Source organism: Tepidimonas sp., assembly GCF_036824975.1.
Classification (GTDB): Bacteria; Pseudomonadota; Gammaproteobacteria; order Burkholderiales; family Burkholderiaceae_C; genus Tepidimonas.
In genome coordinates, this window is sequence record NZ_DAISZC010000006.1 from 21,915 (window position 1) to 48,316 (window position 26,402).

Sequence of the window (26,402 nt, forward strand, 5' to 3'; positions counted from 1 at the left end):
CACCGTTCGCATTAGCCCACGCGGCTGAGCAGCAGCACCGCGAAAAAGCCAAGCGCGGCGATCACGGTCCACTTCAGCACCACCAGCCCCCAGCGCAGGTAGTGCTTGCGTCCGGTACCCAGGTAAAACGCGAAGCACAGGGCGCAGGCCCCGAGCAGCGCGAACATCAGGAAACGAAACAGAAACATCGGCAGCGCGGGCACAGGAGTGGAATCGAAACGCAGCGGGCAGGCGGCAGACAGGTGCACCCGTTCAGTACGCCGGCACCAGCTGCGCAAACCCGCGCGGTGCCGTGCGCTCGTCCTCGAAGGTCACGATTTCGTAAGCGTCGGGCTGCGCCAGCAGCGCGCGCAGCAGCTGGTTGTTGAGCGCGTGGCCCGACCGGTAGGCAATGTAGGCCGCCAGCAGCGGGCGGCCAAGCAGGTATAGGTCGCCCATCGCGTCCAGGATCTTGTGCTTGGCAAACTCGTCGTCGTAGCGCAGTCCGTCGGCGTTGAGCACCTTGACGTCGTCGAGCACAATGGCGTTGTCCAGCCCGCCGCCCAGCGCCAACCCCTGCGCGCGCATCTGCTCCACGTCACGGGTAAAACCAAAGGTGCGGGCACGGGCGATCTCGCGCGCATACTGGCCGCTGCCCAGGTCAAATTCGACACACTGGCCGGTGGCGCTGACTGCGGGGTGATCGAACTCGATTTCAAACCGCAACTTGAACCCGTGGTAGGGCTCAAGCCGCGCCCACTTGCCTTGGCGGCCCTGGCCCTCGCGCACCTCCACCGTGCGCTTGACGCGCACGAAGCGTCGCGGCGCGTTTTGCCACACGATGCCGGCGCTGTGCAGCAGATACACGAACGAGGCCGCCGAACCATCGAGGATGGGTACCTCCTCGGCGGTGAGGTCGATGTAGAGATTGTCGATGCCCAGCCCGGCACAGGCGCTCATCAGGTGCTCGACGGTGTGCACGCGCACGCCATCGCGCGATAGCGTGGAGGCCAGCCGGGTGTCGGACACCGCCGTGGCGCTAACCGCAATCTCGACCGGTTCGGCCAGATCGATGCGGCGAAAGACGATACCGGTGTCAGGGCCGGCGGGGCGCAGCGTTAGCTCCACCCGCTCGCCGCTGTGCAGGCCCACGCCCACGGCACGCGTGAGGGTCTTGAGCGTTCGTTGCGCAATCATGGCGGCATTGTAGGCGCGGGGTCGGATCCGCGCACGACCCGGTGCGCAAAGCCACACCGGATGACGAGACACAACGCCGGCGAGCCGCGTCGGCAAGACGGCCCGCCGGCCAACGGCGTTCCACGAATCGGGGCGGTCGGCCCCGTAGAGCGATCCGCGGCGGTCAGTCGGCCTGCCGACGCAGGAACGCGGGGATTTCGAAGTCGTCCATGCCGCTGGAGGCCAGTGCCTCGACGCGCGAGGACGCGGTGCGACCGGTTACCCACACACGCGGCACATTCGGATGCACACCCGCGGTGGCAGCAGCCGTACCCGTTAGCCCCGCGGTGCCGACCGCACTGCTCACCGGCTGGTTCAGGGTGGGGATGAACGGCATGTTGTCGGTTCCGGTGCGCAGCCCCGCGTTGCCCTGCACCACCGTCAGCGGCTGGCGCTGACCCTGACGGCTCAAGCCGGTGGCCACCACCGTGACGCGCAGCGCATCGCCCAGCGACTCGTCGTAGGCGGTACCGTAGATGACGTGCGCGTCCGGCGCCGCAAAGGCACGGATGGTATTCATGGCCAGTTTGGACTCGGACAGCTTCAGCGACCCCTTGGCCGCACTGATCAGCACCAGCACGCCCTTGGCTCCGCGCATGTCCACGCCTTCCAGCAGCGGGCAAGCCACAGCCTGTTCGGCGGCGATGCGGGCGCGGTCTGGCCCGCTGGCCACCGCGGTGCCCATCATGGCCTTGCCCGGCTCGCCCATCACGGTGCGCACGTCCTCGAAGTCGACGTTGACCAGCGCCTCGACGTTGATGATCTCGGCGATGCCGCCCACAGCGTTCTTGAGCACGTCGTTGGCAGCGGCAAAGGCCTCATCCTGCGTGACGTCTTCGCCCAGTTCCTCGTGCAGCTTGTCGTTGAGCACCACAATCAGCGAATCGACGCTTTGCTCCAGCTCCGCCAGGCCTTCCTCGGCGTTGGCCATGCGGCGGCCGCCCTCCCAGTCGAACGGCTTGGTCACCACGCCCACCGTCAGGATGCCCATTTCCTTGGCCATCTTGGCGATCACGGGCGCCGCACCGGTGCCGGTGCCGCCGCCCATGCCGGCGGTGATGAACAGCATGTGCGCGCCCTCGATGGCGGCGCGGATGTCGGCCTCCGCCATCAGGGCTGCCTCGCGCCCCTTGTCGGGTTTGCTGCCGGCACCCAGCCCGGTGCGGCCAAGCTGGATCAGCCGGTGCGCGGACGAGCGCGCCAGCGCCTGCGCATCGGTGTTGGCACAGATAAACTCCACGCCCTGCACACGGCTTTGGATCATATGCTCGACGGCGTTACTGCCGCCGCCGCCGACGCCGATCACCTTGATCTGCGTGCCGCGGTTGAATTCTTCGACTTCGATCAGTTCGATGCTCATGGAACGCTCCTCGTGTGTGCTCAGAAATTGCCGACAAACCACTCTTTGACGCGCGCCAGCAGGCCCCCGACCGAGCCCGCCTTTTGCGCCACCTTCTGCCCGCGCAGGCGCGCCAGGCGCGCCTCCTCGAGCAAACCCATCACCGTGGCCGCGCGCGGCTGCGCGACCATGTCACCCAAGGCGCCGGCATACTGCGGAATGCCGCGCCGCACGGGCTTCAGAAAGATGTCCTCGCCCAGCTCGACCATGCCGGGCATGACGGCGCTGCCGCCGGTCAGCACCACGCCGCTGGACAGCAGCTCCTCGTGACCCGATTCGCGGATCACCTGCTGTACCAGGGCGAAGATTTCCTCCACGCGCGGCTCGATGACGCCGGCCAGTGCCTGGCGGCTGAGCAGCCGCGGCCCGCGGTCGCCCAGGCCCGGCACCTCCACCTGCTGATCCGGGTCGGCCAGCAGCTGTTTGGCGCAGCCGCTCTCGACCTTGATGTCCTCGGCGTCCTTGGTGGGCGTGCGCAGCGCCATCGCAATATCGTTGGTGATCAGGTCACCCGCGATTGGGATCACCGCGGTGTGGCGGATGGCCCCGCCAGCGAAAATCGCCACGTCGGTGGTGCCCGCGCCGATGTCCACCAGCGCCACGCCCAGCTCTTTCTCGTCTTCGGTCAGCACGGCCTGGGCAGCCGCCAGTGGATTGAGCATCAGCTGCTCCACCTCCAGCCCACAGCGACGCACGCATTTCAGGATGTTTTCGGCCGCGCTCTGCGCGCCAGTGACGATGTGCACCTTGGCCTCCAGCCGCACACCGCTCATGCCGATGGGCTCCTTCACCTCCTGGCCGTCGATGATGAACTCCTGCGGCTCCACCAGCAGCAGGCGCTGGTCGGTGGAGATGTTGATGGCCTTGGCGGTCTCGATGACGCGCGCCACGTCCGCCGGGCTGACCTCGCGGTCCTTGATGGCGACCATGCCCTGCGAATTGATGCCGCGGATGTGGCTGCCGGTAATGCCGGTGTAGACGCGCGCGATGCGGCAATCGGCCATCAGCTCGGCTTCCTTGAGCGCCTGCTGGATGCTGGCGACGGTGGCGTCGATATTGACGACCACGCCGCGCTTGAGGCCGTTGCTGGGCGCTACGCCCAGGCCGGCGAGCTTGAGCTCACCGCCGGGCAGCACTTCGGCCACCACCACCATGATCTTGGCGGTACCGATATCCAGGGCAACCACGATGTCCTTGTATTCCTTGGCCATGATGGATTCAGCGTGAGGGAGGACGGGGGGAATTCGATCGCGGCGCGGGAGCCGACTTCTGGGCACGCGGCACGGCGGCCGCGGCGTCGACGTCGGTCACCACACCGCGCAGCTGCACGGCATAACCGTTGGGGTAGCGCAGATCGGCGCTGACGATGTCGCGTGCACCATAGCGCGCGCGCAGCGCCGGCTGGGTGGCAACGAAGCGCTGCAGGCGCAGCCGAGCTTCGTCGTCGCCGCGGCCCAGCTCCAGCGGTGCGCCGTTGTCCAGCGTCAGACGCCAGCTGCCGCGCTCGCTCAGCTCAAGACGCGCCACGTCGCGTCCCAGGCGCTCCACCAGCGGCAGCACCCAACGGTACATCGCCACCACGGTCTCGGCTTCGGCAGCCGGGCCGGACAGGACCGCCCATTGCTCGGCTTGGGCGTCGTCCGGCTCGGCCTCGAACACCTCGCCGCGCACGCTGACCAGCCGCCCGTGCGCCGGATCGCCCCACCACGCCAGCGCCTCGTGCTCGGTGAGCGTGACGCGCAGGCGGTTGGGAAACTGCCGCTGCACCACGGCCTCGCGCACCCAGGGCAGCGCCAAAAAGCGCTCGCGGGCACTGGCCAGATCCAGCGTCAAGAACGTGCCGCTGAGGTGCGGCAGCACCAGCGCCCGCACCAGCGCCGGGGTCTGATGCGCCACATTCCCTTCCAGCGTAATGACACGCAACGTCCACACCGGATGGCGCGCCACCCACGCCGCCGCCACCACCAGCGCCGCCGCCAGCGCCAGCATGGCCAGGCCAGCCGCCACAGCGTTCATCAGACGCACGTCCGGCGGCACGGTGGGCAGGGCGGGGGCGTTGCGCGGCGCCATCTCAGCTCTCCCGGGTTGGGGTGGCCGCTGCCTGCGGCGGTTGATCCAGCGCGGCGTCGGCCAGCAGCATCAGGCACAGCGCCTCGTAGTCCATCCCGGCGGCGCGCGCCGCCATCGGCACCAGCGAATGCCCGGTCATGCCGGGGGCGGTGTTGATCTCCAGCAGGTAGGGGCGGCGCGTGGCGGCGTCGATCATCACGTCGGCGCGTGCCCAGCCACGGCAGCCCAGCATGCGGTACGCGGCCAGCACCAGCGCCTGGATCGCGGCTTCCTCGCCCGGCGGCAGGTCGCACGGCACGATGTAGCGCGTCTCGTCGCTTAAGTACTTGTTTTGGTAGTCGTAGTTGCCGCCCGGCGCGACAATGCGGATCACCGGCAGGGCGCGCGCTTGCGCCCCGCTGCCCAGCACCGCGCAGGTCACCTCGTCGCCAGCGACGAACTGCTCGCACAGCACCTCCGGGTCGTGTTGGGCGGCCAGCCGGTAGGCGTCGGCGCACTGCGCGCGCGCCGTGACCTTGCTCAGGCCGATGGTGGAGCCCTCGCGCGCCGGCTTGATGATCATCGGCGCGCCTAAGGCGTCGAACGCGGCCAGTGTTTCCTCGACACTGCCCACGGGCCGCCAGTCAGGCGTGGGCAGCCCCTCGGCGCGCCAGATGCGCTTGGTCATGATTTTGTCCATCGCCAGGCTGGAGGCCAGCACGCCCGAGCCGGTGTAGGGAATGCCCATCAGCTCCAGTGCCCCCTGCACCGTCCCGTCCTCGCCCAAGCGGCCGTGCAGCGCGATGAAAACGCGGTCAAAGCGCTCCTGCGCCAGTACCCACAGCGGACGCTCGGCGGGATCAAACGGATGTGCATCGACCCCGGCACGACGCAGCGCCTGCAACACCCCGCCGCCCGACATCAGCGACACCTCACGTTCGGCCGAGTGCCCTCCCATCAGCACGGCCACTTTACCCAGCGCGCGCGGCTCGATGGCCGGCCACTCCGGCTGCTGCATCGTGCTCATGCCACGCCCTCCCCCGTCGTCGCCACGGCGGCGGCCTGCGCCACCACTTGGGCCGGCACGGCCCCTATCGACCCCGCCCCCATGCACAGCACCACGTCGCCGTCGCGGGCACAGGCCAGGATCGCGGCCGGCAGCGCCGCCACGTCATCAACGAACACCGGCTCGACACGGGCGGCCACGCGCAGCGCACGCGCCAAGCTGCGCCCGTCTGCCGCCACGATGGGGGTTTCGCCCGCCGGGTACACCTCGGTCAGCAGCACGGCGTCGGCCTGACCTAGAACCTTGACGAAATCCTCGAAGCAGTCGCGCGTGCGGCTGTAGCGGTGCGGCTGAAACGCCAGCATCAAGCGGCGGCCGGGAAAGGCCCCGCGCGCTGCGGCCATTGTCGCCGCCATCTCGGCCGGGTGGTGACCGTAGTCGTCGATGAGGGTAAACCGTCCGCCGTCCGGCAGCGGCACGTCGCCGTAGCGCTGGAAGCGCCGCCCCACCCCCTTGAACTCGGCCAGCGCCTGCAGCAGCGCCGCATCGGGCAGGCCCAGTTCGGCTGCCACCGCGATCGCCGCCAACGCATTGCGCACGTTGTGCACGCCAGGCAAATTCAGCACCACCTCCAGGTCGGGCAACGCCACACCGTTGCGGCGCTGCACGCGAAAGTGCATTTGTGTGCCCACCGCCCGCACGTCCAGCGCCCGCACCTGCGCGTCCTCGTCCAGACCATACGGTGTCACGGGGCGCTGCACGCGCGACCGCAGCGCGCGCAGGTGGGGGTCGTCGATGCACAGAATCGCCGCGCCGTAGAACGGCATGCGGTGCAAAAAGTCCACAAACGCCTGCTGCAAGCGGCCGAAATCGTGGCCGTAGGTGTCCATGTGGTCGGCGTCGATGTTGGTCACCACCGCCATCACCGGCAACAAGTTCAGGAACGAGGCGTCGGACTCGTCGGCCTCGACCACGATGTACTCGCCCTGGCCCAGCCGCGCGTGGGTGCCGGCGCTGTTGAGCCGCCCGCCGATGACGAAGGTCGGATCCAGGCCTGCCGCCGCCAGCACACTGGCCACCAGGCTGGTGGTGGTGGTCTTGCCGTGCGTGCCGGCAATGGCGATGCCTTTTTTCATGCGCATCAGCTCGGCCAGCATGACGGCGCGCGGCACCACCGGCAGGCCACGCTGGCGCGCCGCCTGCACCTCGGGGTTGTTGGGTTGCACCGCGGTGGAGACCACCAGACAGTCGGCACCGGCGATGTGCGCGGCATCGTGCCCAATGGCGATGCGCGCGCCCAGCTGCCGCAGCCGCTGGGTGGCGGGGTTGTCGGCCAGGTCGCTGCCCGAGACGGTGTAGCCCTGCGTGAGCAGCACCTCGGCGATGCCGCTCATGCCGGCACCGCCAATGCCCACGAAGTGAATGTGTCGAATCGCGTGTTTCATGATGGCGTGCGAGAGGCGGGGGGCAGCAGAGCGGTGCAGGCGCGCACCAGCGCATCGACGGCCTCGGTTTGGCGCAGGGCCCAGGCGCGCTCGGCGCGCTGGCGCAGCTCCTCGCGCGTGAGGCTGCGCAGCCACTGGGCCAACCATTCTGGGGTGAGTTCGCGCTGCGGCCGCAGCCAGGCCGCGCCCGCGTCGGCCAAAAAGCGCGCGTTGGTGGTTTGGTGGTCGTCCACCGCGTGTGGAAACGGCACGAACAGCGCGGCGGCGCCGACGGCGGCGATTTCGGTGACCGTGCTGGCCCCGGCGCGAGCAATGATCACGTCTGCCGCCGCGTAGGCGCGTGCGGTATCGTCGATGAAGGGCACGCACTCGGCCTCGACCCCGGCATCGGCATAGGCAGCGCGCAGCGCCTGCAGGTGACGCTCGCCGCTTTGGTGGCACACCACGGGCCGCTCGTTGGGCGGCAGCAACGCCAGCGCGCGCGGCACGATGTCGTTGAGCGCCTGCGCGCCCAGGCTGCCACCCACCACCAGCAGGCGCAGCGGCCCGCCGCGCTGCGCCAAGCGCTGCGCGGGCGGCGGCTGCTGCAGGAACGCGGCACGCAGCGGGTTGCCGATCCAGTCGGCCCCGGGCAAGGCGTTCGGAAACGCGGTGAATACCCGGTCGGCCACATGCGCCAGCACCCGGTTGGCCAGCCCAGGCACCGAGTTTTGCTCGTGCAGCAGCAGCGGTCGGCCCGCCAGAACCGCCATCATGCCACCGGGGAAAGTGATGTAGCCACCCAGCCCCACCACCACATCCGGGCGCACGCGCCGCACCACGCGCCACGCCTGCCAAAACGCGCGCAGCAGGCGCAGCGGCAGCCACGCCAGCGTCAGCGCCCCCTTGCCGCGCACGCCACCAAAGGCCACCGGCTCGAACGCGAAGCCGCGCGGCGGCACCAGCCGGGCCTCCATGCCGCCGGGCGCGCCCAGCCAATGCACGCGCCAGCCCGCGTCGCGCAGCGCCTCGGCCAGCGCCAAACCCGGAAAGATGTGACCACCGGTGCCTCCTGCCATCACCAGCGCAACCGGCGTGCGGCTCATGGACGGCCTCCCTGCATCAAGGCACGGTTTTCCCAGTCAACGCGCAGCACGAATGCCAGCGCCACCAGGTTCATCAGGATCGCCGAGCCGCCGTAGCTCATCAGCGGCAGCGTCAGTCCCTTGGTGGGCAGTGCGCCCAGGTTGACCCCGATGTTGATGAACGCCTGAAAGCCGATCCACAGGCCCACGCCCTGCGCGGCCAGCCCGGCAAAGACGCGGTCCAGCGCAATCGCCTGCCGACCGATCTGCATGATGCGCCGCGTCAACCAGAAGAACAGCACGATCAGCGTCAGCACCCCCACGAAGCCCAACTCCTCGCCGATGACGGCCAGCAGAAAGTCGGTGTGCGCCTCGGGCAGCCAGTGCAGTTTTTCCACGCTGGCCCCCAGGCCAACGCCAAACCACTCGCCACGTCCTAGCGCGATGAGCGCATGCGTGAGCTGGTAGCCCTTGCCCAGCGCGTGCTGCTCACTCCACGGATCCAGGTAGGCGAAGATGCGCTCGCGCCGCCACTCGTTGGTCAGCACCACCGCCGCGAACGCCGCCGCCACCACCAGCGCGATGAGGAAGAACATGCGCGCATTGACGCCCCCCAAGAACAGGATGCCCATGGCGATGACGGCAATCACCATGAACGCCCCCATGTCAGGCTCGGCCAGCAGCAGCACACCCACCACGCCGACGGCCACGGCCATCGGCCACACGGCGCGGAAAAAGCGCTCCTTCACCGCCATGCGCCGCACCATGTAGCTGGCCGCATACAGGGCGGTGGCCAGCTTGGCCAACTCTGATGGCTGGAAGTTCATGACGCCCAGCGCAATCCAGCGCCGCGCGCCGTTGACCCCCTTGCCGATGAAGGGCAGCAGCACCAGCGCCAGCAGCACCAGCGCCAGCACGAACAGCGGGATCGCCCACTGCTCCCAACGCTCGGTGGATACCTGAAACGCGATCAGCGCCGCCACGCCGCCGATGCCAATCGCCAGCGCGTGACGCAGGACGAAGTGGTAGGGGCTGTAGGCCGCAAAGCGCGGGTTGTCGGGCAGCGCGATGGAGGCCGAGTAGACCATCACCAGCCCCCAGGCGAGCAGCGCCACCACCACCCAGAACAGGGTCTGGTCGAACCCGGCCACGGGCGCGCTGCGCGCGCGTGTCCAGTCGCGTCGCAGCGGCAGCGCGACTTCGGCCTCGGCGCCAGCGCGCCTGGCGCGCAGCCAGGCCGGCCACCGGCGTGCCCATCCCGACGGCTGAGTGGACCCCAGGCTCATACCGGTGTGCCCTCCTCGGCCTGCAGCGCGCGCACGGTCTCGACGAACACCTGCGCGCGGTGGGCGTAGTCGCGAAACATGTCCCAGCTGGCGCAGGCGGGTGACAGCAGCACGGCGTCACCCGGCTGCGCCTGGGTGGCACACCAGCGCACCGCGCTGGGCAGGTCGGCGCAGTGCTGCCGCGGCACGCCGCAGTCGGCCAGCGCCGCATCGATGGCAGGCGCATCACGCCCGATCAGCGCCACCGCACGCACGTGGCGCGCCACCGCGGCCGCCAGCGGCGTGAAGTCCTGCCCCTTGCCATCGCCGCCCAGGATGAGCACCAGCCGACGCTGGGCGCCCAGCCCGTCGATGGCCGCCAGCGTCGCACCGACGTTGGTACCCTTGCTGTCGTCGATGTACTCGACCTCGCGCACCACCGCCACCGGCTGCACGCGGTGCGGCTCGCCGCGGTAGTCGCGCAGCGCGTGCAGCAGCGGCGCCAGCGGTGCCCCCGCGGCGGTGGCCAGCGCCAGCGCCGCCAGCGCGTTGGTGGCGTTGTGGCGGCCCTGAATGCGCAGCGCTTCTGCGGGCATCAAACGCTGCAGCGTCAACCCGGCATCCCCGGCGCCGCGCTGCGGGCCATTGGTGGGCAGCGCGCGCACCAGCCACGTGATACCGTTGACAGTCTCCAGCCCCCACTCGCCGGGTCGCACCGGCAGGCCGGCACCGAAGCTGGTCCAGGGGCGGGAGGCCGGGGCCGGTCGGCCGCGCGGTGCCGGGGAAGGCTCGGGCGGCCGCCAGGCATAGACGATGGGGTCATCGCGGTTGAGCACCATCAGGCCCTGGCTGCCAAAGATGCGCGCCTTGGCCGCCGCATAAGCGGCCATCGAGCCGTGCCAGTCCAGGTGATCCTGCGTGACGTTGAGCACCACCGCCGCCGTCGGCTCGAAGTCGTGCACCCCATCGAGCTGAAAGCTGGAGAGTTCCAGCACCCAGGCACGCGGCCAGCGCCCGCTGGCCCAGCGCTGGGCCAGCGTATCCAGCAGCGTGGGGCCGATGTTGCCCGCCACCGCCACGTCCCAGCCCAGTGCCGCCAGCAGGTGGCCGGTCAACGCGGTGGTGGTGGTTTTGCCGTTGGTGCCGGTGACCGCCAACACTGCGGGCCGATAGTCCTGCGTCTGGGCCAGATGGCGCAGCGCGCCTGCAAACAGGTCCAGCTCGCCCAGCACCGGCACACCGACCGCCGCCGCCGCGGCGGTCAGCTCGGCCATCGTGTGCGGCGCCAGCCCGGGGCTGCGCGCCACCAGCGCCCACGGCGCGCGCTGCCACAGCGTCGCATCCAGCGCCACACCGGCCAGCAGGGTCGCCCCAGGAACCGACTCGGCCAGGGACTGCGCCTGCGGCGGCGCCGGCCGTGTGTCGGCCACCGTCACGCGCGCGCCGGCGGCTTGCAACCAACGCGCCAGCGCCACGCCGGAGGCACCCGCCCCCAGCACCAGCACGTCGCGGGCGTGCAGCAGCGGCAAGGCGTCGTGGGTCCAGGCAGGGGCGTTCATCGCAGCTTCAGCGTGGACAGACCAATCAGGCACAGCAGCATGGTGATGATCCAAAAGCGCACCACCACTTGGGTTTCGCGCCAGCCGGACTTTTCGAAGTGGTGGTGCAGCGGGGCCATCCGCAACAGCCGCCGCCCTTCGCCGTAGCGGCGCTTGGTGTACTTGAACCAGGCCACCTGCAGCATGACCGACAGCGCCTCGGCGACGAAGATGCCGCCCATGATGGCCAGCACGATCTCCTGGCGCACGATGACGGCGATGGTGCCCAGCGCACCACCCAGCGCCAGCGCGCCCACATCCCCCATGAACACCTGCGCCGGGTAGGCGTTAAACCACAAAAAGGCCAGCCCCGCGCCGGCCATGGCGGCGCAGAAAATCAACACCTCGCCGGTGCCCGGGATGTAGGGCAGCAGCAGATAGCGCGCAAACACCGCGTTGCCGGTCACATAGGCAAACACCCCCAGCGCCGAACCCACCATCACCACCGGCATGATGGCCAGCCCGTCCAGACCGTCGGTGAGGTTGACGGCGTTACTGGACCCGACAATGACCAGATAGGTCAGCAGCACGAAGCCGGTCACCCCCAACGGGTAGCTGATTTCCTTGAAGAACGGCACCATCAGGCCGGTCTGATCGGGCAGCTGGATACGAAAGCCCGACGCCACCCAGTCGGTAAACAGCGCCCACACCCGGGCGTTGGAGGCCTCCGAGATGGCAAACACCAGATAGAACGCCGCCACCAGGCCGATGACCGACTGCCAGAAATATTTTTCGCGGGAACGCATGCCCTCGGGGTCCTTGCGCACCACTTTGCGCCAGTCATCCACCCAGCCGATGGCCCCCATGCCCAGTGTGACGGCCAGCACGATCCAGACGAACCGGTTGCTCCAGTCGAACCACAGCAACGTGGCCACCGTGATCGCAAACAAAATGAGTACCCCGCCCATGGTAGGCGTGCCGCTTTTGCTCAGGTGCGCTGGCACACCGTAGGCGCGTACCGGCTGGCCAATCTTCAGCGCGGTGAGTTGGCGGATAAACCACGGCCCGGCCACCACCCCCACCAGCAGCGCCGTCATCGCCGCCATCACGGCGCGAAAGGTCAGATACTGAAATACGCGCAGAAAGCCCAGCTCCGGCCAAAGCCCCTGCAGCCACAGCGCCAAACTAGGCAGCATAGGGCCTCCCTCCGTCGACGGCGCGCGCCCTCAGGGCGGCGATGACGCGCTCCATGCGCATGAAGCGCGATCCTTTGACCAGCATCGAGCCTCCCCCATCCAGTGACACTTTGGCCATGGCCTGCAGCAGCGCATCCACATCGTCGAAGGCGCGCAGGCGATCGTCCGCGCCAGCGGCCAGCGCCACCGCCGCGCCACCGCACGCGGCACCAGCCACCCACACGCGCTCCAGACCCCGCTGCAGCGCATGGCGCAACACCTCGTCGTGATACGCGGCGCCGTGCGTGCCCACCTCACCCATATCCCCCAACACCAGCCAGCGCGGTGCGGGCAGCTCGGCCAGCAGGTCGATGGCGGCGCGCACCGAGTCGGGGTTGGCGTTGTAGCTGTCGTCCACCACGCTCCAGTGCGCGCCGTCCAGCGTCAGCAGCTCGCTGCGGCAGCGTCCGGCCACCGGCTCGAAGGCCGCCAGCCCCTGCAGTACGGCCGCCAGCGGCGCCCCGACAGCCAAGGCACAGGCGGCTGCCGCCAGCGCGTTGCGCACGTGGTGGCGGCCGGCAATGCGCACTCGCGTCGTGCCCTCTCCCACGGGCGTGTGCATCTGCAGCGTCCAGGCGCCATCGCTCCAGGTCGCCTCGCCGCGCACGTCGGCGTGCGCCGTGCCGGTGCCAAACGTCAGCACCCGCCGCGCACCCGCCATCGAGCGCCACAGCGGGGTGTAGGCGTCGTCGGCAGGCAGCACCGCCACGCCGTCAGCCGGCAGCTCGGCCAGCACCGCGCCGTTTTCCTGCGCCACCGCCGCCACGCTGGCCATGAACTCTTGATGCTCGCGCTGGGCGTTGTTGACCAGCGCCACGGTGGGTTGCGCCACCGCTGCCAACGCAGCGATCTCCCCCGGATGGTTCATACCCAGCTCCACCACCGCCAGCCGGTGCGCCGGGCGCAACCGCAGCACCGTCAAGGGCACACCGATGTCGTTGTTGAGGTTGCCCTCGGTGGCCAGCGCCGCCTCGCCCACGGCAGCACGCAATATGGCCGCCGTCATCTGCGTCACGGTGGTTTTGCCGTTGCTGCCAGTGACGGCCACCAGCGCGCCGCCCCAGCGCTGGCGCCACAACGCGGCCAAGGACCGTAGCGCGGCGCGGCTATCCGGCACCTCCACGCCACTCAGCCCGGCAGCGGCCAGGCCGTGTTCGGCCAATGCGCCCACAGCCCCGGCTGCGCGCGCCTGGGGCAGAAAGTCGTGCGCATCGAAGCGCTGGCCGCGCAGCGCCACGAACAGATCTCCCGCGCGTAGCGTGCGCGTGTCACTGTGCACGCGCAGCGGCGCCAGGGCCGCCACGTCGCCTATCGGACGCGCGCCGGGCAGCGCCGCCAGCAGGGCACCCAAGCCCACCATCGGTTCAGCAGCGGTCGTGGTAACGGTCATGGCTGCCCCTGCCGCCGACGCTGCAGCGCGGCGCGCGCCTCGGCCAGATCGGAGAACGGATGGCGCACGCCCGCCACTTCCTGGTAATCCTCGTGCCCCTTGCCGGCCAGCAACACCACATCAGCGGGCTCGGCCTGGTGCACCACCCAATCGATGGCCGCCGCGCGGTCGGGCTCGACGCGCACCGCCGCCGCCTCACGCAGACCCTGCTGCATCTGGCTCAGGATGCGCAGCGGGTCTTCGCTGCGCGGGTTATCGCTGGTCAGCACAACGCGGTCGGCCTGCTGCTCGGCGGCTGCGGCCATCAACGGGCGCTTGCTCGGGTCGCGGTCGCCGCCACAGCCCAGCACACACCACAGGCGGCCCCCACGGCTCTGGGCCAATGGGCGCAGCGCACGCAGCGCCTGCGTCACGGCGTCAGGCGTGTGCGCGTAGTCCACCAATACCAGTGGCAGGCCCGCGTCGCTGCCGTCAGCAGCGCTCCAGGCCGGCTGCATGCGCCCCGGCACTGGGGTCAGCCCCGCGCTGGCGGCCTCGATGACCGACCACGGCAGCCCCTGGCTGCGCAATACGGCCAGCACCGCCAGCAGGTTGGCCACGTTGTAGTCGCCCACCACCGGTAGCGTAAACGTCGCTTGCGCGGCCCCTTCCGCGACGGTGAAGCGCACGCCATCAGGCAGCCAGGTACGTTGCACCAAATGCAGGCGCGCGCGCGCACTGAAGGAAGGCTGCGCGGCATAAGTCCACAGATCGATGCCATCGGCGCGCGCCAGCAGCGCATCGGCCAATTGTCGCCCGTGCGCGTCGTCCAGACACACCACGGCCACCCGCAGGCCCGGCCAGTCGAACAGCCGCCGCTTGGCCGCCCAGTAGTTGGCCATGCTGCCGTGGTAGTCCAGGTGATCTTGGGTGAGGTTGGTAAAGACGGCGGTGTGCACCACGGCGCCGTCCAGCCGCCCCTCGGCGATGCCGATGGACGACGCCTCCAGCGCCACCGCGCGCACGCCCTCGTCGGCAAAGCGGCGTAGCGCACGTTGCAGCGTCACCGGGTCCGGGGTGGTCAGGCCAGTGGGCTGCAGCGCGGCGCCGGGCCGCCCCACACCTAGCGTTCCAATCAATCCCGCCGCACGGCCCGCCGCCTGCAGCCACTGCGCCGTCCACCACGCGGTGGAGGTTTTGCCGTTGGTGCCGGTGATGGCCACCAGGTCGAGGGCCCGGCTGGGGTGATCCCAGAACGCGCTGGCCAGTGCTCCGGCGGCTTGGCGCAGCCCGTGCACCGCACGCACCGGGGCCGGGCAGCCCGCGTTGGTGACAACGTCAAACGCCCACTGCGGATGGGCGGCCAGCCACGCGGGCAAGCCCTCGGCCTCCACCAGCGCCGCCGGGGCGCCGGCCTGCAGCGCGGCGCACACGTAGCGGCGCGCGTCGGTGGCGGCACCGGGCCAGGCAACAAAGGCGTCGCCCGGACACAGGCGACGGCTGTCCGCTTGTAGCCCGCGCACGCCCCGCGCGCGCAGCCAGGCCACGGCCGCCCTCACCTCGTCGTTCAGGGTCGGCCAGGCACTCATACCGGCTCCTCCGGCAGCGCCTCGGCCACGATGCGTGGCTGCACGCTCATGTCGGGCGGCACTCCCAGCAGGCGCAGGGTCTGCTGCGCCACGTCGGAAAACACCGGCGCGGCCACCGCGCCACCGTAAATCACGCCGTTGTTTGGCTCGTCCACCATCACTGCAATCACCACCCGCGGCTGCTCCACCGGGGCCAGTCCGACGAAAAACGCCCGGTATTTGCGCGCGGCATAACCACGGCCTTCCTGCTTGCGGGCGGTACCGGTCTTGCCGCCGACCGAGTACCCTGCCGTCTGCGCCAGCTGCGCCGTGCCGCCCGGCCCGGCGGCCAGTTGCAGCATGTGGCGCACCGCGCGCGCCGTCTCGGGGCGGTAGACGCGCACGCCCGCCACCGGCGTGTCGCGCCGCAGCAAGGTTACCGGCACCCGCTCGCCGTCGCGCGCGAACACCGTGTACGCCTGCGCCAGCTGCAGCAGCGAAGTCGACAGGCCGTAGCCGTAGCTCATGGTCGCCTGCTCGATCGGGCGCCACGTCTTGTACGGGCGCAGCCGCCCGCTGGTGGCACCCGGAAACGGCACCTCCGGTCGGTGCCCGAAACCGGCGCGCGTGTAGGCCTCCCACAGATCGCGCGGCTGCATCTGCATGGCCAGCTTGACGGTGCCGACGTTGCTCGACTTCTGGATCACCTGCTCCACCGTCAGCACGCCGTACGGGTGCACGTCCGAGATCGTGAAGCCGGCCATCTGCAGCCGTCCGGGCGCGGTATGAATTGGCGTATCGGGCCGCGCCAGACCGCTGTCCAGCGCCAGCGCGGCCACAAACGGTTTCATCGTCGAGCCGGGCTCGAAGCTGTCGGTCAGCGCCGCATTGCGCAGCTGATCACCACCCAGGCGGCGGCGGTCGTTCGGGTCGTAGCTGGGGTAGTTGGCCAGCGCCAGCACCTCGCCCGTCAGCGCATCCAGCACCACCACGCTGCCGCCGCGCGCGCGGTGTTGCTGCACCGCTTCCTTGAGGCGGTGGTAGGCGAAAAACTGCACCTTGGCGTCGATCGACAGCTGCAGGTCGCGCCCGTCCACCGGCGGCACGATGTCGCGCACGTCCTCGACGATGCGGCCCAGCCGGTCCTTGATGACGCGGCGCGAGCCCGGGCGGCCGCTGAGCTCGCGCTCAAACGCCAGTTCCACCCCTTCCTGGCCGCGGTCCTCCACGTTGGTAAAGCCCACCACGTGCGCCACGGCCTCGCCGTGCGGGTACTGGCGCTTGTACTCCGGGCGCAGGTAGATGCCCTTGATGCCGAGCGCCTGCACGCGCCGCGCCACCGGGTCGTCCACCTGGCGCTTGATCCAGACGAAGTTGCGCTCGCCCACGTCCAGACGGCGGCGCAGCTCACTGAGGGACATCTGCAGCAGGCGCGCCGCTTCCGCCAGGCGCGGATGATTCAGATCGACGTCTTCCGGGTCGGCCCACACGCTCTGGGCCACGACGCTGGTGGCCAGAATTTCACCGTTGCGGTCGAGCACGCGCCCACGGCTGGCGGGCAGCTCCAGCGTGCGCGCGTAGCGCACTTCGCCCTGGCGCTGAAAGAAGTCGTTGCCGATGACCTGCACATAGGCGGCACGCGCCGCCAAGCCGGCAAACGCCAGCGCCAGACCCGCCACGATGAAGCGGCTGCGCCACACCGGCGTGGCGCTGGCCAGCAGCGGGCTGCTGCCGTAGGGAATGCTGCGCGCCGCTGCGCGGCCCAAGCGTGCGCTCACGGCGTCCCTCCCCCCTGCGGCAACGCCACGTACTCGGTGATGGCCGGATGCGCTGGCCGCATCTGCAGCTGGCGCTGGGCCAGCTGCTGCACGCGCGCCGGCGCGGCCAGCGCGCGCTGCTGCGCCACCAGCCGGTCGTATTCAGCCGCCAGCTGCACCGCCTGGCTGCGCGCGCGCTCGTTGGCCACGTACAGGCGGCGCGACTCGTACTGCAGCGACACCAGCGCAAAGCTGCTGACCAGCAACACCCCCAGCAGCACCAGGTTGAGCCGTGTCATGTCCGCCCTCCTGCCCTGTGCAGCGCCCGCGGCGGTGCCGCGGTGCGGGTGGCAGCGCGCAGCACCGCGCTGCGCGCGCGCGGGTTGGCCTCGACCTCGACGGCGCTGGGCATGAGGCGCGTCACCTGCGCCAGCAGCGGCGGCGGGGGCTCGGCCATGGGCACCCGGCGGTCCACGACCGCCCGCGCATGGCGGGTCATGAACTGCTTGACGATGCGGTCTTCCAGCGAGTGAAAGCTGATCACCACCAGCCGCCCGCCAGGGCGCAGCACCCCCAGCGCCGCATTCAGGGCCTGCTGCAGCGCTTCAAGCTCGGCGTTGACGTGAATCCGAATAGCCTGAAATGTGCGCGTTGCAGGGTCCTTGCCCGGCTCGCGGGTTTTGACCGCGCCAGCCACGATTTCGGCCAGCTCGGCGGTGGTTCGAACAGGCCCCCGTTCCTGTCGGCGACGATCAATCGCCTTTGCAATCGATGCAGCAAACCGCTCTTCGCCGTAGTCACGAATCACCTCCGTCATCTCGGCCACCGTGGCCGTGGCCAGCCACTCGGCGGCGCTGGTGCCGCGCGTGGGATCCATGCGCATGTCCAGCGGGCCGTCGTGGCGAAAGGAAAAACCGCGCGCTGGGTCTTCGAGCTGCGGCGAACTCACCCCCAGGTCGAGCAGGATGCCGTCAGCACTGGCCGGCGGCAGCGCCGCCAGCGTGGCAAAGCTGTCGTGACGCACCGTCACCCGCGGGTCGGCCGCTGCCAGCGCCTCGGCCACCGCGATGGCCTGCGGATCGCGGTCGAACACCGTCAGCCGCCCCGTGGGCGACAGCCGCGCCAGGATGGCGCGGCTGTGCCCGCCGCGACCGAAGGTGCCATCGATGTAGTGGCCGTCCGGTTGGATCTGAAGGGCCTCGACCGCTTCATTCAACAGGACGGTGCGATGGGTCAGTGTCATCTGCACCGTCCGCCCCTCAGAAAGAAAAATCCTTGAAGACGTCGGGCATCTCGCCCTGCATCGCCTCCGCCTCCTGGGCCGCGTAGGTGGTCGCATCCCAGAGCTCGAAGTGGTTGCCCATGCCCAGCAGCATCGCCTCCTTGGTGATGCCGGCGGCGGCGCGCAGCTCCGGGGCCACCAGCACACGCCCCTGAGCGTCCATCTCACAGTCCTGCGCGTTGCCCAGGAAGATGCGCTTCCACCACTGCGCCGACATCGGCAGCTGGGCGATGCGTTGCCGAAACTGCTCCCACTCCGGACGCGGAAAGATCATCAGGCAGCCATGTGGGTGCTTGGTGATCGTGAGCTGCCCCTGGGCGGTGGCGAGCAGCACGTCGCGATACCGGGTCGGCACCGACAGCCGCCCCTTGGCATCGAGACTGAGAGAAGAAGCGCCCTGGAACACAACTCACACCCGGCAAAGCTAACCCACTTTTCACCACTTTTTTGCACTTCCTACCACTGTAGCACCAAATGACCCGGCCGGACAAGCCGTCCATCACTTTTTTGGTACGAAATCAAACACTTAGAGCCAATCGACAAGCCCTTTCGCGGAAACGAAAGGAGCGATGAATCAACGATTTGGCAACACTTCAAGAGACGCCAGTTGAAGATTGGTTGGCCTGCGGCCCACCGGCTCGCACACGGGGCGTAGCCTGGCGGCCCGCCAGCGGCCAGCGCGGTTGTTGATGTGGCCCGCCTTGCCCGCGCAGCGGACCGGCACGGACACAACCCACCGAAGCCCCCTCTGTCGGGGGGCATACGGTGGCCGCTCAAGCCTGTGTCCCCGCGTGGCACGTTTGAGGCCGAGCATGGCCTGGACACACGCCGATCGGATCCCCTCGCGCCACGGCGGTCACCCCGGGGCCGCGCGCCGGCAGGGTGACGCACAACGCGAAACGGATCGTCGCCGCACCTCGGGGCGGCCTGGGCACCGATGCCGGGTGATGAGCGGGCGGCGGCCAGCCGGTGCCCGGGTCAGCGCTCAATCAGAGGATAAAGCGCGCCAGATCCTCATCACGCGCCAGCGCCGCCAGCCGCTGCTCCACATAGGCGGCGTCGATGGTCACGGTCTGGCCGCTCAAGCGCGGCGCATCGAAGCTCACCTCGTCGAGCAGATGCTCCATCACCGTTGCCAGCCGGCGCGCGCCGATGTTTTCGGTGCGCTCGTTGACCTCGTAGGCGATGGCTGCGATGCGGCGGATGCCGTCGCCGGTGAAGACGAGTTCGACGCCTTCGGTGGCAAGCAGCGCCTGGTACTGCCGCACCAGGCTGGCGTGGGTCTGGGTCAGGATGGCCTCGAAATCCTGCACCGACAGCGGCTGCAGCTCCACGCGGATCGGAAAACGCCCCTGCAGCTCCGGGATCAGGTCGCTGGGCTTGCTCAGGTGAAAAGCGCCGCTGGCGATGAACAGGATGTGGTCGGTCTTGACCGCGCCGTACTTGGTGGAGACGGTGGTGCCCTCCACCAGCGGCAGCAAGTCGCGCTGCACCCCCTGGCGCGAGACATCGGCGCCGCTGACCTCGCTGCGCGTGGCCACCTTGTCGATCTCGTCAATGAAGACGATGCCGTTTTGCTCCAGGTTGTGCAGCGCCTCGGTGCGGATGTCGTCCTCGTTGATGAGCTTGGCGGCTTCTTCCTCGACCAGCAGCCGGCGCGCCTCGGCGATGCGCAGTTTGCGCGTCTTGCGCCGCCCCAGGTTGAGCTGCCCAAACAGCCCCTTGAGCTGTTCGGCCATCTCCTCCATGCCGGCCGGGGTCATCACCTCGAACTGCGGCTGCGGCGCGGCCAGCTCCAGCTCGATTTCCCGCTCATCGAGCTGCCCCTCGCGCAGTTTCTTGCGAAACACCTGGCGCGCAGCGCTGTCGCGATCGACGTCGCCGTCGCGCGGCGGCGGGATCAGCACATCCAGGATGCGGTCCTCGGCCGCATCCTCGGCACGCGTGCGCACGCGCGCCATCGCCGCCTCGCGCGTCTGCTTGACGGCGATGTCGGCCAAGTCGCGAATGATGCTGTCCACATCCTTGCCAACGTAGCCGACCTCGGTGAACTTGGTCGCTTCCACCTTGATGAAGGGCGCGTTGGCCAACTTTGCCAGTCGGCGCGCGATCTCGGTTTTACCCACGCCGGTGGGGCCGATCATCAGGATGTTCTTGGGCGTGATCTCGGGGCGAAGCTTGGCGTCGACCTGCTGGCGCCGCCAGCGGTTGCGCAACGCAATCGCCACCGCCCGCTTGGCCGCCTGCTGGCCGATGATGTGAGCGTCGAGCTCGGAGACGATTTCCTGCGGGGTCATGGCCGTGCTCATGCCAGTACCTCCACCGTGTGGTGCTGGTTGGTGTAGATGCACAGATCGCCAGCAATGCGCAACGCCTCGCGCACCACCGCCTCGGCCGGCAGCGCCGTGTGCTCCAGCAGCGCGCGCGCAGCGGCCTGGGCATAGGCGCCCCCCGAACCGATGGCGACGATGCCGTGCTCCGGCTCCAGCACGTCGCCGTTGCCGGTGATGACGAGGCTGGCGCTGCGGTCGGCCACCGCCAGCATCGCTTCCAGCCGCCGCAGCACGCGGTCGGTGCGCCAGTCCCGGGTCAGTTCCACCGCCGCACGCAACAGGTGGCCCTGGTGCTTTTCCAGCTTGGCCTCGAAGCGCTCGAACAGCGTGAAGGCGTCAGCGGTGGCGCCGGCAAATCCCGCCAACACCTGGTCGCGGTGCAGGCGTCGGATCTTGCGCGCACTGGCCTTGACGACGATGTGGCCCAGGGTAACCTGGCCGTCGCCGCCCATCGCGACCTGGATACGGGCCGGGTCGGCAGGATCGGGTCGGCGCACGCAGACGATAGTGGTGCCGTGGAAGACGGCACCGGCATACGATTGGCGTTCCATGGTCAGTATTGTCGCAGCCGCACGACGGCCACCTCGTCGATGCCGACCACGTGAAACAGCACCGCCAGCAGGTGGCTGACCCCGTCGAGCTCGACCCGCACGCCCCGGCCGCGCGCCGCCAGCAGCCACTGCAGCAGCGCCCCGGCGGCGGCGAAGTCCATGCGCTGCAGCCGCCGGGCGTCGATGCGCAGCGTGCGGCCGGCCGCGTCCGCCGCGCCGCCGCCCTGCTGCATGGCGGCATCGAGGGCGTCCAGCGCGGCGCGCGCGTCGCCCTGCAGCGCGCCCTCCAGCTGCACCAGTGCGCCCCCTTCGGGCGAGAGCGTCTGCACCGACCAGCCGGCCGCCCGCGTAGGCAGCGCCGGAAACTCGGTCTCCCCCAGGGCAATGGCCGTCGTCAGCTCGGGCCACGGGGCCTCGGGCGCCGGCGCCTCGGCGACCGACGTGCCGGCCTGCGGGGCCTTGGGCGCCACCACCTCCGGCAGCCCCTCCACCAGTTCCACCCGCGCCACCGGCGCCCACCACGCCGGGGGCACCTCGCCGTAGGTGACGCAGTAGTCCAGGGCCACCAAGTCGAATTCGTCACGCCGCCCCAGCAGCCGCAGCGCCGCCAAGCGCAGCCGCCACCACTGCGCCGACGTGTCGCGCCGCCCGGACGGCGTGCTCGCCTTCAGGCGCCGGCGCAGCACCGCAGCGCCGCGCCAGTGCAGCGTCAGCGGGCGCTGCGCCCAGTCCTCGAACAGCGCGGTCAGCGCCCGCGCCGCGTCGGCGTCCGCGGACAGCAGGTCGGTCCAGTCCATCCAGCGCGGTGTCGCCCCCTGCGCATCGCGCGCCGCCAACGCCTGCACCGCTGCGCCGTCCAGCAAGGGTGGACAGACCCACACCGCGCCGGGTTCTGCCGCCACCGGCGGCGCCGTCGACTCAGCAGGCGCCACCATTCCGGGCCAGCGCGGCACCGGCTGCCCAAAGCGGTCAGCCCATTCGACGGCCCACTCGCCGAAGCCCTCGACATCGCCGTTGGCCTGGAACCAGTCGAGCAGCATCATGCCAGCCACATGCGCCAACGGCGTGTCCACTTCCTGCGCCAGCACCGACTCCAGCGCCTGCCGTGCCTGCACCAGACGGCCGTTGGCAAAGCGCACCGCCGCTTCGGTCAGGGCCGGATGGGTGAGCAGCAGGTCGCGCTCGGCCTGCGCCAGCGCGGGATCGGGGCCGACGACATCGATGCGCAGCCCGCCGGGGGGAGCCGCCTGCAGCGCCCGCCCGCCCGAAGCCGCGGGCGCCCCGATGCGCAACGCCGGCGCCGACGCCGGCCGCGGGGTCCAGTGCTGCGTCATCTGCGCCTCGATGCGGGCGATCTGCTCGATGGTACGCGACTTGTCCGGACTGACGCGGCTCCAGCCACTGCGCGCGCCCCCGCCAACCGCGACGCTGGATGGGCTGGACGGCACGGCGCCGCTTTCGCTCGACGGACTGGCCGACGGTGTGGGCGCGCGCGCGCGCAGCAACGCACGCAGCTCCTCCAGCTCCTGGAAGCGCACCCGGTCGTTGCGGCGCTTGCGCTGAATGGCCGCTTTCAGGGCCCGGCGCTCCTCCTCCAGCCCCGCTACCGCGGCGGCCGACGGTCGTGCCGCTGCGTCACGCCGCCACAGGCGCCGCCACCAGCCACCGTCGGCTTCGGGGTCGGGCTGGCCCTGCATACGGTGTGGCTCCGGTAGTCGTTGGGCGTATCGGCGGCGCCCGCGGGGCCGACTCAGTCTCCGAACAGCTTCTGCTTGAGTTCGCGCCGCTGCTGCGCCTCGATCGACAGCGAAGCGGTCGGCCGCGCCAGCAGCCGACCGACGCCGATCGGCTCGCCGGTCTCCTCGCAGTAGCCGTACTCGCCACTGTCGATGCGCGCCAGCGCCCGCTCGATCTTCTTGAGCAGCTTGCGCTCGCGGTCGCGCGTGCGCAGCTCCAGCGCGTGCTCCTCCTCGATCGTGGCGCGGTCTGCCGGATCAGGCACGACGACGGTGTCCTCGCGCAAATGCTCGGTGGTTTCCCCGGCATTGTTCAGGATGTCGCGCTTGAGCGCCAGCAGCTTGCGGCGAAAGTACGCCAGCTGCACGTCATTCATGTACTCCTCGTCCGGCATCGCCAGGATGTCGGCGTCGGTGAGCTGCTCCAGCGGCAGTATCTTCCAGTTGTCGACTCGGGCGGGGTCTTTGCGCAGCGCGGCTGCGGCAGGGGCAGTCGTGGTCATGACGGATTCAGGGGCATAGCTGGCCTTGGCCGCCCGCGGATCGTGGGTGGGGACAACGGCCTCAGTGGTCTGGGCGTGCATCGCCGCGCGCTCGGCGCGCCGCGCCGCCGCGACGGAGGGCTTGCGCGCCGTGCGAACGGGGCCAACCGCCCCGGCAGACGGGGCAGCGGAACCGGCTGCGGGGGACGCATCCCCTGGCGACGGTTTGCGGCTCTTCACGGCACATCTCCTTGGGTACGCGGGGTTGGTTGGCCAAGGACCACTGGTGCGGCCTCCCTGCCGCGCCAGCCATCCCCGCAAAGATGGGCGCCGATTGTAAGCGCACAGACCGCCGTCCTGGGCGCAGCGGCTCACGCGACGTCGTCGCGGCGCGACAGTCCCCGCCGGTGACGCGCCCTCATCGCCCGCCCTCAGGCCAGCGACTGCTCCAGGCCCTGCACCAAGATGTCGCGCGGCAGGTCGATGCCGATGAACACCATCTTGCTTTCGCGCTTTTCGTGCGGCTTCCACACCGGCCCCAAATCACTGCCCATGAGCTGGTGCACGCCCTGGAAGATCACCTTGCGGTCGGTGCCTTGCATGTGCAGCACACCCTTGTAGCGCAGCAGCTTCGGGCCCCAGACCTGCACCACCGCGCCCAGAAAGTCCTCCAGCTTGTGCGGGTCGAACGGGCGCTCGCTGCGCCACACGAAGCTCTTGACGTCGTCGTCGTGATGATGGTGCCGGGCGTGCCCGTGCCCGTGTTCGTGGTCGTGGTCGTGGTCGTGCGCACAGCGCCCGTGGTCGTGGTCGCAGTGGCTGTGGTCGTGGTGATCGTGCCCGTCGGCGCGCAGGAAGTCGGGGTCGATGTCGAGCTTGGCGTTGAGGTTGAAGCCGTGCAGGTCCAGCACCCGCTGCAGCGGCACCTCCCCGAAGTGCACGGTCTCGATCGGCGCGCGCGGGTTCATGTGCTTGAGGCGGCGCACCAGCGCGTCGAGCGCCTCGGCCGACACCAGATCGGCCTTGCTGATGAAGATCTGGTCGGCAAAGCCGACCTGGCGCCGCGCCTCCTGGCGGGCGTCGAGCTGCTGAGACGCGTGCTTGGCGTCCACCAGCGTCAGGATGCCGTCGAGCAGGTAGGTCTCGGCAACCTCGTCGTCCATGAAAAAAGTTTGCGCCACCGGACCGGGGTCGGCCAAGCCCGTGGTCTCGATGATCACGCGGTCGAACGCCAGCAGCCCCTTGCGCCGCTTGGCCGCCAGCAGCGACAGCGTGCTGCGCAAGTCCTCGCGGATCGTGCAGCACACGCAGCCGTTGCTCATCTGGATGATCTGCTCCTCGGTGTCGGCCACCAGGATGTCGTTGTCGATGTTTTCCTCGCCGAACTCGTTTTCGATAACGGCGATGCGCTGCCCGTGCGCCTCGGTGAGGACGCGCTTGAGCAGCGTGGTCTTGCCGGCGCCCAGAAAGCCAGTCAGGATGGTTGCAGGAATGAGTGCCATGCGGTCAGTGTAGCGCGGTCGTCAAGGGCCACCGCGGCGCATGGCCTGGGGCTGGCGGCACCCCGACGCGCCCGGTTACTCCGGCGCCACGGGGCCTGCCGGTAGGAGTTCCGCCACGCCATCGCGCCGCCACAGCACCAGTCCCTTGAGGTACTCGCCCTCGGGAAACGCCAACCCCGTGGGGTGATCGGGCGCTGCCCCGTGGCGCGCCAGGATCACCGCATCGACACCGGCCTCGTCGGCCGCGCTGGCTACGATCTTCTGAAACAGCTCCACCCCGATGGCCCCGGAGCACGAGTACGTCAACAATATCCCCCCGGGCCGCAGCAGGCGCAGAGCCAACCGGTTGACGTCCTTGTATGCGCGCGCGGCACGCTCCACGTGCTGTGCCGACGGCGCCAGCTTGGGTGGGTCGAGCACGATGGCGTCAAAGCGCCGGCCCTCGGCCACGAAGGCACGCAGGCTGGCGTTGACGTCGGCATCGAGGAACCGGCAGCGCGCCAGATCGAAGCCGTTGAGCTCGACGTTGTGACGCGCACGCTGCAACGCCGCCGCCGACGAATCGATCGAGATCACGTGGCGCGCGCCACCGGCCAGCGCCGCCACCGTGAAGCCGCCGGTGTAGCTGTAGCAGTTGAGCACCTCGGCCAGGCCGAAACGGCGCGTGAGCTCGGCGCAGTCACGCCGGCTGTCGCGCTGGTCGAGGTAGTAACCGGTTTTGTGTCCCTCGGCCACGTCCAGGCTCAGGCGCCAGCCGTGTTCGTGGATGACGCATTCGGTGGGGCCGTCGCCGCGCAGCCAGCCCGTCACCGGCGGCAGCCCCTCGCGCTGGCGCACGCTGGCATCGGAGCGCTCGTACAGCCGCGTGCAGCCGGTCGCGCGCAGCAGCGCGTCGATGATCAGCGCCTTGTGCCGCTCCACACCACTGCTGCCAAACTGCGCCACCAGCGTGTCGCCGTAGCGGTCCACCACCAAGCCGGGCAACCCGTCGGACTCGCCATGCACCAGCCGCACACCATCGCTGTCGATGGCCAGTCGCTGGCGCAACGCCACTGCCGTGCGCAGACGACGCTCGAAGAAGTTGGCATCGATGCGTTCGGCCTCATCGAAGCTCCACACCCGCACCCGGATCTTCGATGAGGGCGCATAGGCGCCCCACGCCAGGAAGCGGCCGTCGGCCGCCTCCACGCGCACAGTCTCGCCGGCGTCCGCGCGGCCGCGATCGATGGCCCCCTCAAACACCCAGGGGTGATGGCGCAGCAGCGAGCGTTCCTTGCCCGCCTTCAGTCGAATCGTCTTCATGGGGTGGATTGTCCCACCCCTGCCCCTGCGAAGCGGCAGTCGCTGTGGCACCGCATCGCGGCCGGCCAAGGCCGCGCCTCGCCTGGCCTATGTATGTGCAGCAATCAGGCACGCAAGGAGACCACCGCCCCTGGGCCGCGATCAGGGCCGCAGGTAGACGAAGCCTTCGCGCGCCTGCAGCTTGGCCACCTCGGCCACACCCGAAGGCACGATCTTGGCTTCCGGCAGCAGCTTGGCGGCATCGATCTTGCGCGCCACCAGCGTGTTGTTGCAGACGCGGAACTCGACCCCGCGGTTGGCCAGG

24 protein-coding genes are annotated in these 26,402 nt (G+C 69.8%); all 24 read right to left on the bottom strand.

Annotated features, from left to right (window positions below):
- Window positions 1-11: 11 nt before the first annotated feature.
- Window positions 12-188 (bottom strand): hypothetical protein, encoded by a 177-nt coding sequence (locus V7Z54_RS01620; RefSeq protein ID WP_334133862.1) that lies wholly within the window; start codon window positions 186-188, stop codon window positions 12-14.
- Window positions 189-252: 64 nt separating this feature from the next.
- Window positions 253-1,176 carry a UDP-3-O-acyl-N-acetylglucosamine deacetylase gene (gene lpxC / locus V7Z54_RS01625; protein ID WP_334133864.1) on the bottom strand — a complete coding sequence of 308 codons (924 nt, stop codon included), beginning with the start codon at window positions 1,174-1,176 and terminating at the stop codon, window positions 253-255.
- Window positions 1,177-1,339: 163 nt separating this feature from the next.
- Complete coding sequence (ftsZ, locus tag V7Z54_RS01630; protein ID WP_334133866.1) at window positions 1,340-2,575, bottom strand: cell division protein FtsZ; 1,236 nt, start codon at window positions 2,573-2,575, stop codon at window positions 1,340-1,342.
- Between the two features lie 20 nt (window positions 2,576-2,595).
- Window positions 2,596-3,825: a cell division protein FtsA gene (gene ftsA / locus V7Z54_RS01635; protein WP_334133867.1), complete on the bottom strand. Its 1,230-nt coding sequence runs from the start codon at window positions 3,823-3,825 to the stop codon at window positions 2,596-2,598.
- 7 nt (window positions 3,826-3,832) lie between these two features.
- Window positions 3,833-4,684 carry a cell division protein FtsQ/DivIB gene (locus V7Z54_RS01640; RefSeq protein WP_334133869.1) on the bottom strand — a complete coding sequence of 284 codons (852 nt, stop codon included), beginning with the start codon at window positions 4,682-4,684 and terminating at the stop codon, window positions 3,833-3,835.
- A 1-nt stretch (window position 4,685) separates the two neighbouring features.
- Window positions 4,686-5,690, bottom strand: a complete 1,005-nt coding sequence (locus tag V7Z54_RS01645) for a D-alanine--D-alanine ligase (protein ID WP_443082403.1) — start codon at window positions 5,688-5,690, stop codon at window positions 4,686-4,688.
- The gene (murC, locus tag V7Z54_RS01650) at window positions 5,687-7,114 is read right to left on the bottom strand and encodes a UDP-N-acetylmuramate--L-alanine ligase (protein ID WP_334133870.1); all 1,428 of its coding nucleotides are present in this window, start codon (window positions 7,112-7,114) and stop codon (window positions 5,687-5,689) included. Before murC ends, V7Z54_RS01645 begins: the two co-directional genes overlap by 4 nt.
- Entirely contained in the window at window positions 7,111-8,199 is a 1,089-nt protein-coding gene (gene murG, locus V7Z54_RS01655; protein WP_334133871.1) for an undecaprenyldiphospho-muramoylpentapeptide beta-N-acetylglucosaminyltransferase, read from the bottom strand. Before murG ends, murC begins: the two co-directional genes overlap by 4 nt.
- A complete protein-coding gene (gene ftsW / locus V7Z54_RS01660) occupies window positions 8,196-9,464 on the bottom strand; it encodes a putative lipid II flippase FtsW (RefSeq protein ID WP_334133873.1) in 1,269 nt (422 codons plus the stop codon). Before ftsW ends, murG begins: the two co-directional genes overlap by 4 nt.
- Window positions 9,461-11,002, bottom strand: a complete 1,542-nt coding sequence (locus tag V7Z54_RS01665; RefSeq protein ID WP_334133874.1) for a Mur ligase family protein — start codon at window positions 11,000-11,002, stop codon at window positions 9,461-9,463. Before V7Z54_RS01665 ends, ftsW begins: the two co-directional genes overlap by 4 nt.
- Window positions 10,999-12,177 (bottom strand): phospho-N-acetylmuramoyl-pentapeptide-transferase, encoded by a 1,179-nt coding sequence (gene mraY / locus V7Z54_RS01670; protein ID WP_334133876.1) that lies wholly within the window; start codon window positions 12,175-12,177, stop codon window positions 10,999-11,001. The genes V7Z54_RS01665 and mraY overlap by 4 nt, the downstream gene beginning before the upstream one ends.
- Window positions 12,167-13,606, bottom strand: coding sequence for a UDP-N-acetylmuramoyl-tripeptide--D-alanyl-D-alanine ligase (locus tag V7Z54_RS01675; protein WP_334133877.1), 1,440 nt, complete (start codon window positions 13,604-13,606; stop codon window positions 12,167-12,169). Before V7Z54_RS01675 ends, mraY begins: the two co-directional genes overlap by 11 nt.
- Entirely contained in the window at window positions 13,603-15,174 is a 1,572-nt protein-coding gene (locus tag V7Z54_RS01680; protein WP_334133878.1) for a UDP-N-acetylmuramoyl-L-alanyl-D-glutamate--2,6-diaminopimelate ligase, read from the bottom strand. Before V7Z54_RS01680 ends, V7Z54_RS01675 begins: the two co-directional genes overlap by 4 nt.
- The gene (locus V7Z54_RS01685) at window positions 15,171-16,931 is read right to left on the bottom strand and encodes a peptidoglycan D,D-transpeptidase FtsI family protein (protein ID WP_334133879.1); all 1,761 of its coding nucleotides are present in this window, start codon (window positions 16,929-16,931) and stop codon (window positions 15,171-15,173) included. Before V7Z54_RS01685 ends, V7Z54_RS01680 begins: the two co-directional genes overlap by 4 nt.
- Window positions 16,928-17,209: a cell division protein FtsL gene (gene ftsL, locus V7Z54_RS01690; protein WP_334133880.1), complete on the bottom strand. Its 282-nt coding sequence runs from the start codon at window positions 17,207-17,209 to the stop codon at window positions 16,928-16,930. The genes V7Z54_RS01685 and ftsL overlap by 4 nt, the downstream gene beginning before the upstream one ends.
- Window positions 17,206-18,159 carry a 16S rRNA (cytosine(1402)-N(4))-methyltransferase RsmH gene (gene rsmH, locus V7Z54_RS01695; RefSeq protein WP_334133881.1) on the bottom strand — a complete coding sequence of 318 codons (954 nt, stop codon included), beginning with the start codon at window positions 18,157-18,159 and terminating at the stop codon, window positions 17,206-17,208. Before rsmH ends, ftsL begins: the two co-directional genes overlap by 4 nt.
- A 10-nt stretch (window positions 18,160-18,169) precedes the next feature.
- Complete coding sequence (gene mraZ / locus V7Z54_RS01700) at window positions 18,170-18,598, bottom strand: division/cell wall cluster transcriptional repressor MraZ (protein ID WP_334133883.1); 429 nt, start codon at window positions 18,596-18,598, stop codon at window positions 18,170-18,172.
- 583 nt (window positions 18,599-19,181) lie between these two features.
- Window positions 19,182-20,501, bottom strand: a complete 1,320-nt coding sequence (hslU, locus tag V7Z54_RS01705) for an ATP-dependent protease ATPase subunit HslU (RefSeq protein ID WP_334133885.1) — start codon at window positions 20,499-20,501, stop codon at window positions 19,182-19,184.
- A complete protein-coding gene (gene hslV / locus V7Z54_RS01710; protein WP_334133886.1) occupies window positions 20,498-21,076 on the bottom strand; it encodes an ATP-dependent protease subunit HslV in 579 nt (192 codons plus the stop codon). The genes hslU and hslV overlap by 4 nt, the downstream gene beginning before the upstream one ends.
- A gap of 2 nt (window positions 21,077-21,078) precedes the next feature.
- Complete coding sequence (locus V7Z54_RS01715; RefSeq protein ID WP_334133887.1) at window positions 21,079-22,773, bottom strand: STAS domain-containing protein; 1,695 nt, start codon at window positions 22,771-22,773, stop codon at window positions 21,079-21,081.
- Between the two features lie 53 nt (window positions 22,774-22,826).
- The gene (gene dksA, locus V7Z54_RS01720; protein ID WP_334133889.1) at window positions 22,827-23,315 is read right to left on the bottom strand and encodes an RNA polymerase-binding protein DksA; all 489 of its coding nucleotides are present in this window, start codon (window positions 23,313-23,315) and stop codon (window positions 22,827-22,829) included.
- Window positions 23,316-23,725: 410 nt separating this feature from the next.
- Window positions 23,726-24,796 carry a CobW family GTP-binding protein gene (locus tag V7Z54_RS01725; protein WP_334133892.1) on the bottom strand — a complete coding sequence of 357 codons (1,071 nt, stop codon included), beginning with the start codon at window positions 24,794-24,796 and terminating at the stop codon, window positions 23,726-23,728.
- Window positions 24,797-24,871: 75 nt separating this feature from the next.
- Window positions 24,872-26,098 carry a class I SAM-dependent rRNA methyltransferase gene (locus V7Z54_RS01730; protein WP_334133893.1) on the bottom strand — a complete coding sequence of 409 codons (1,227 nt, stop codon included), beginning with the start codon at window positions 26,096-26,098 and terminating at the stop codon, window positions 24,872-24,874.
- A 141-nt stretch (window positions 26,099-26,239) separates the two neighbouring features.
- Window positions 26,240-26,402, bottom strand: a 163-nt coding sequence (locus V7Z54_RS01735) for a DsrE family protein (RefSeq protein WP_334133900.1), incomplete at its 5' end; no start/stop codon positions are given.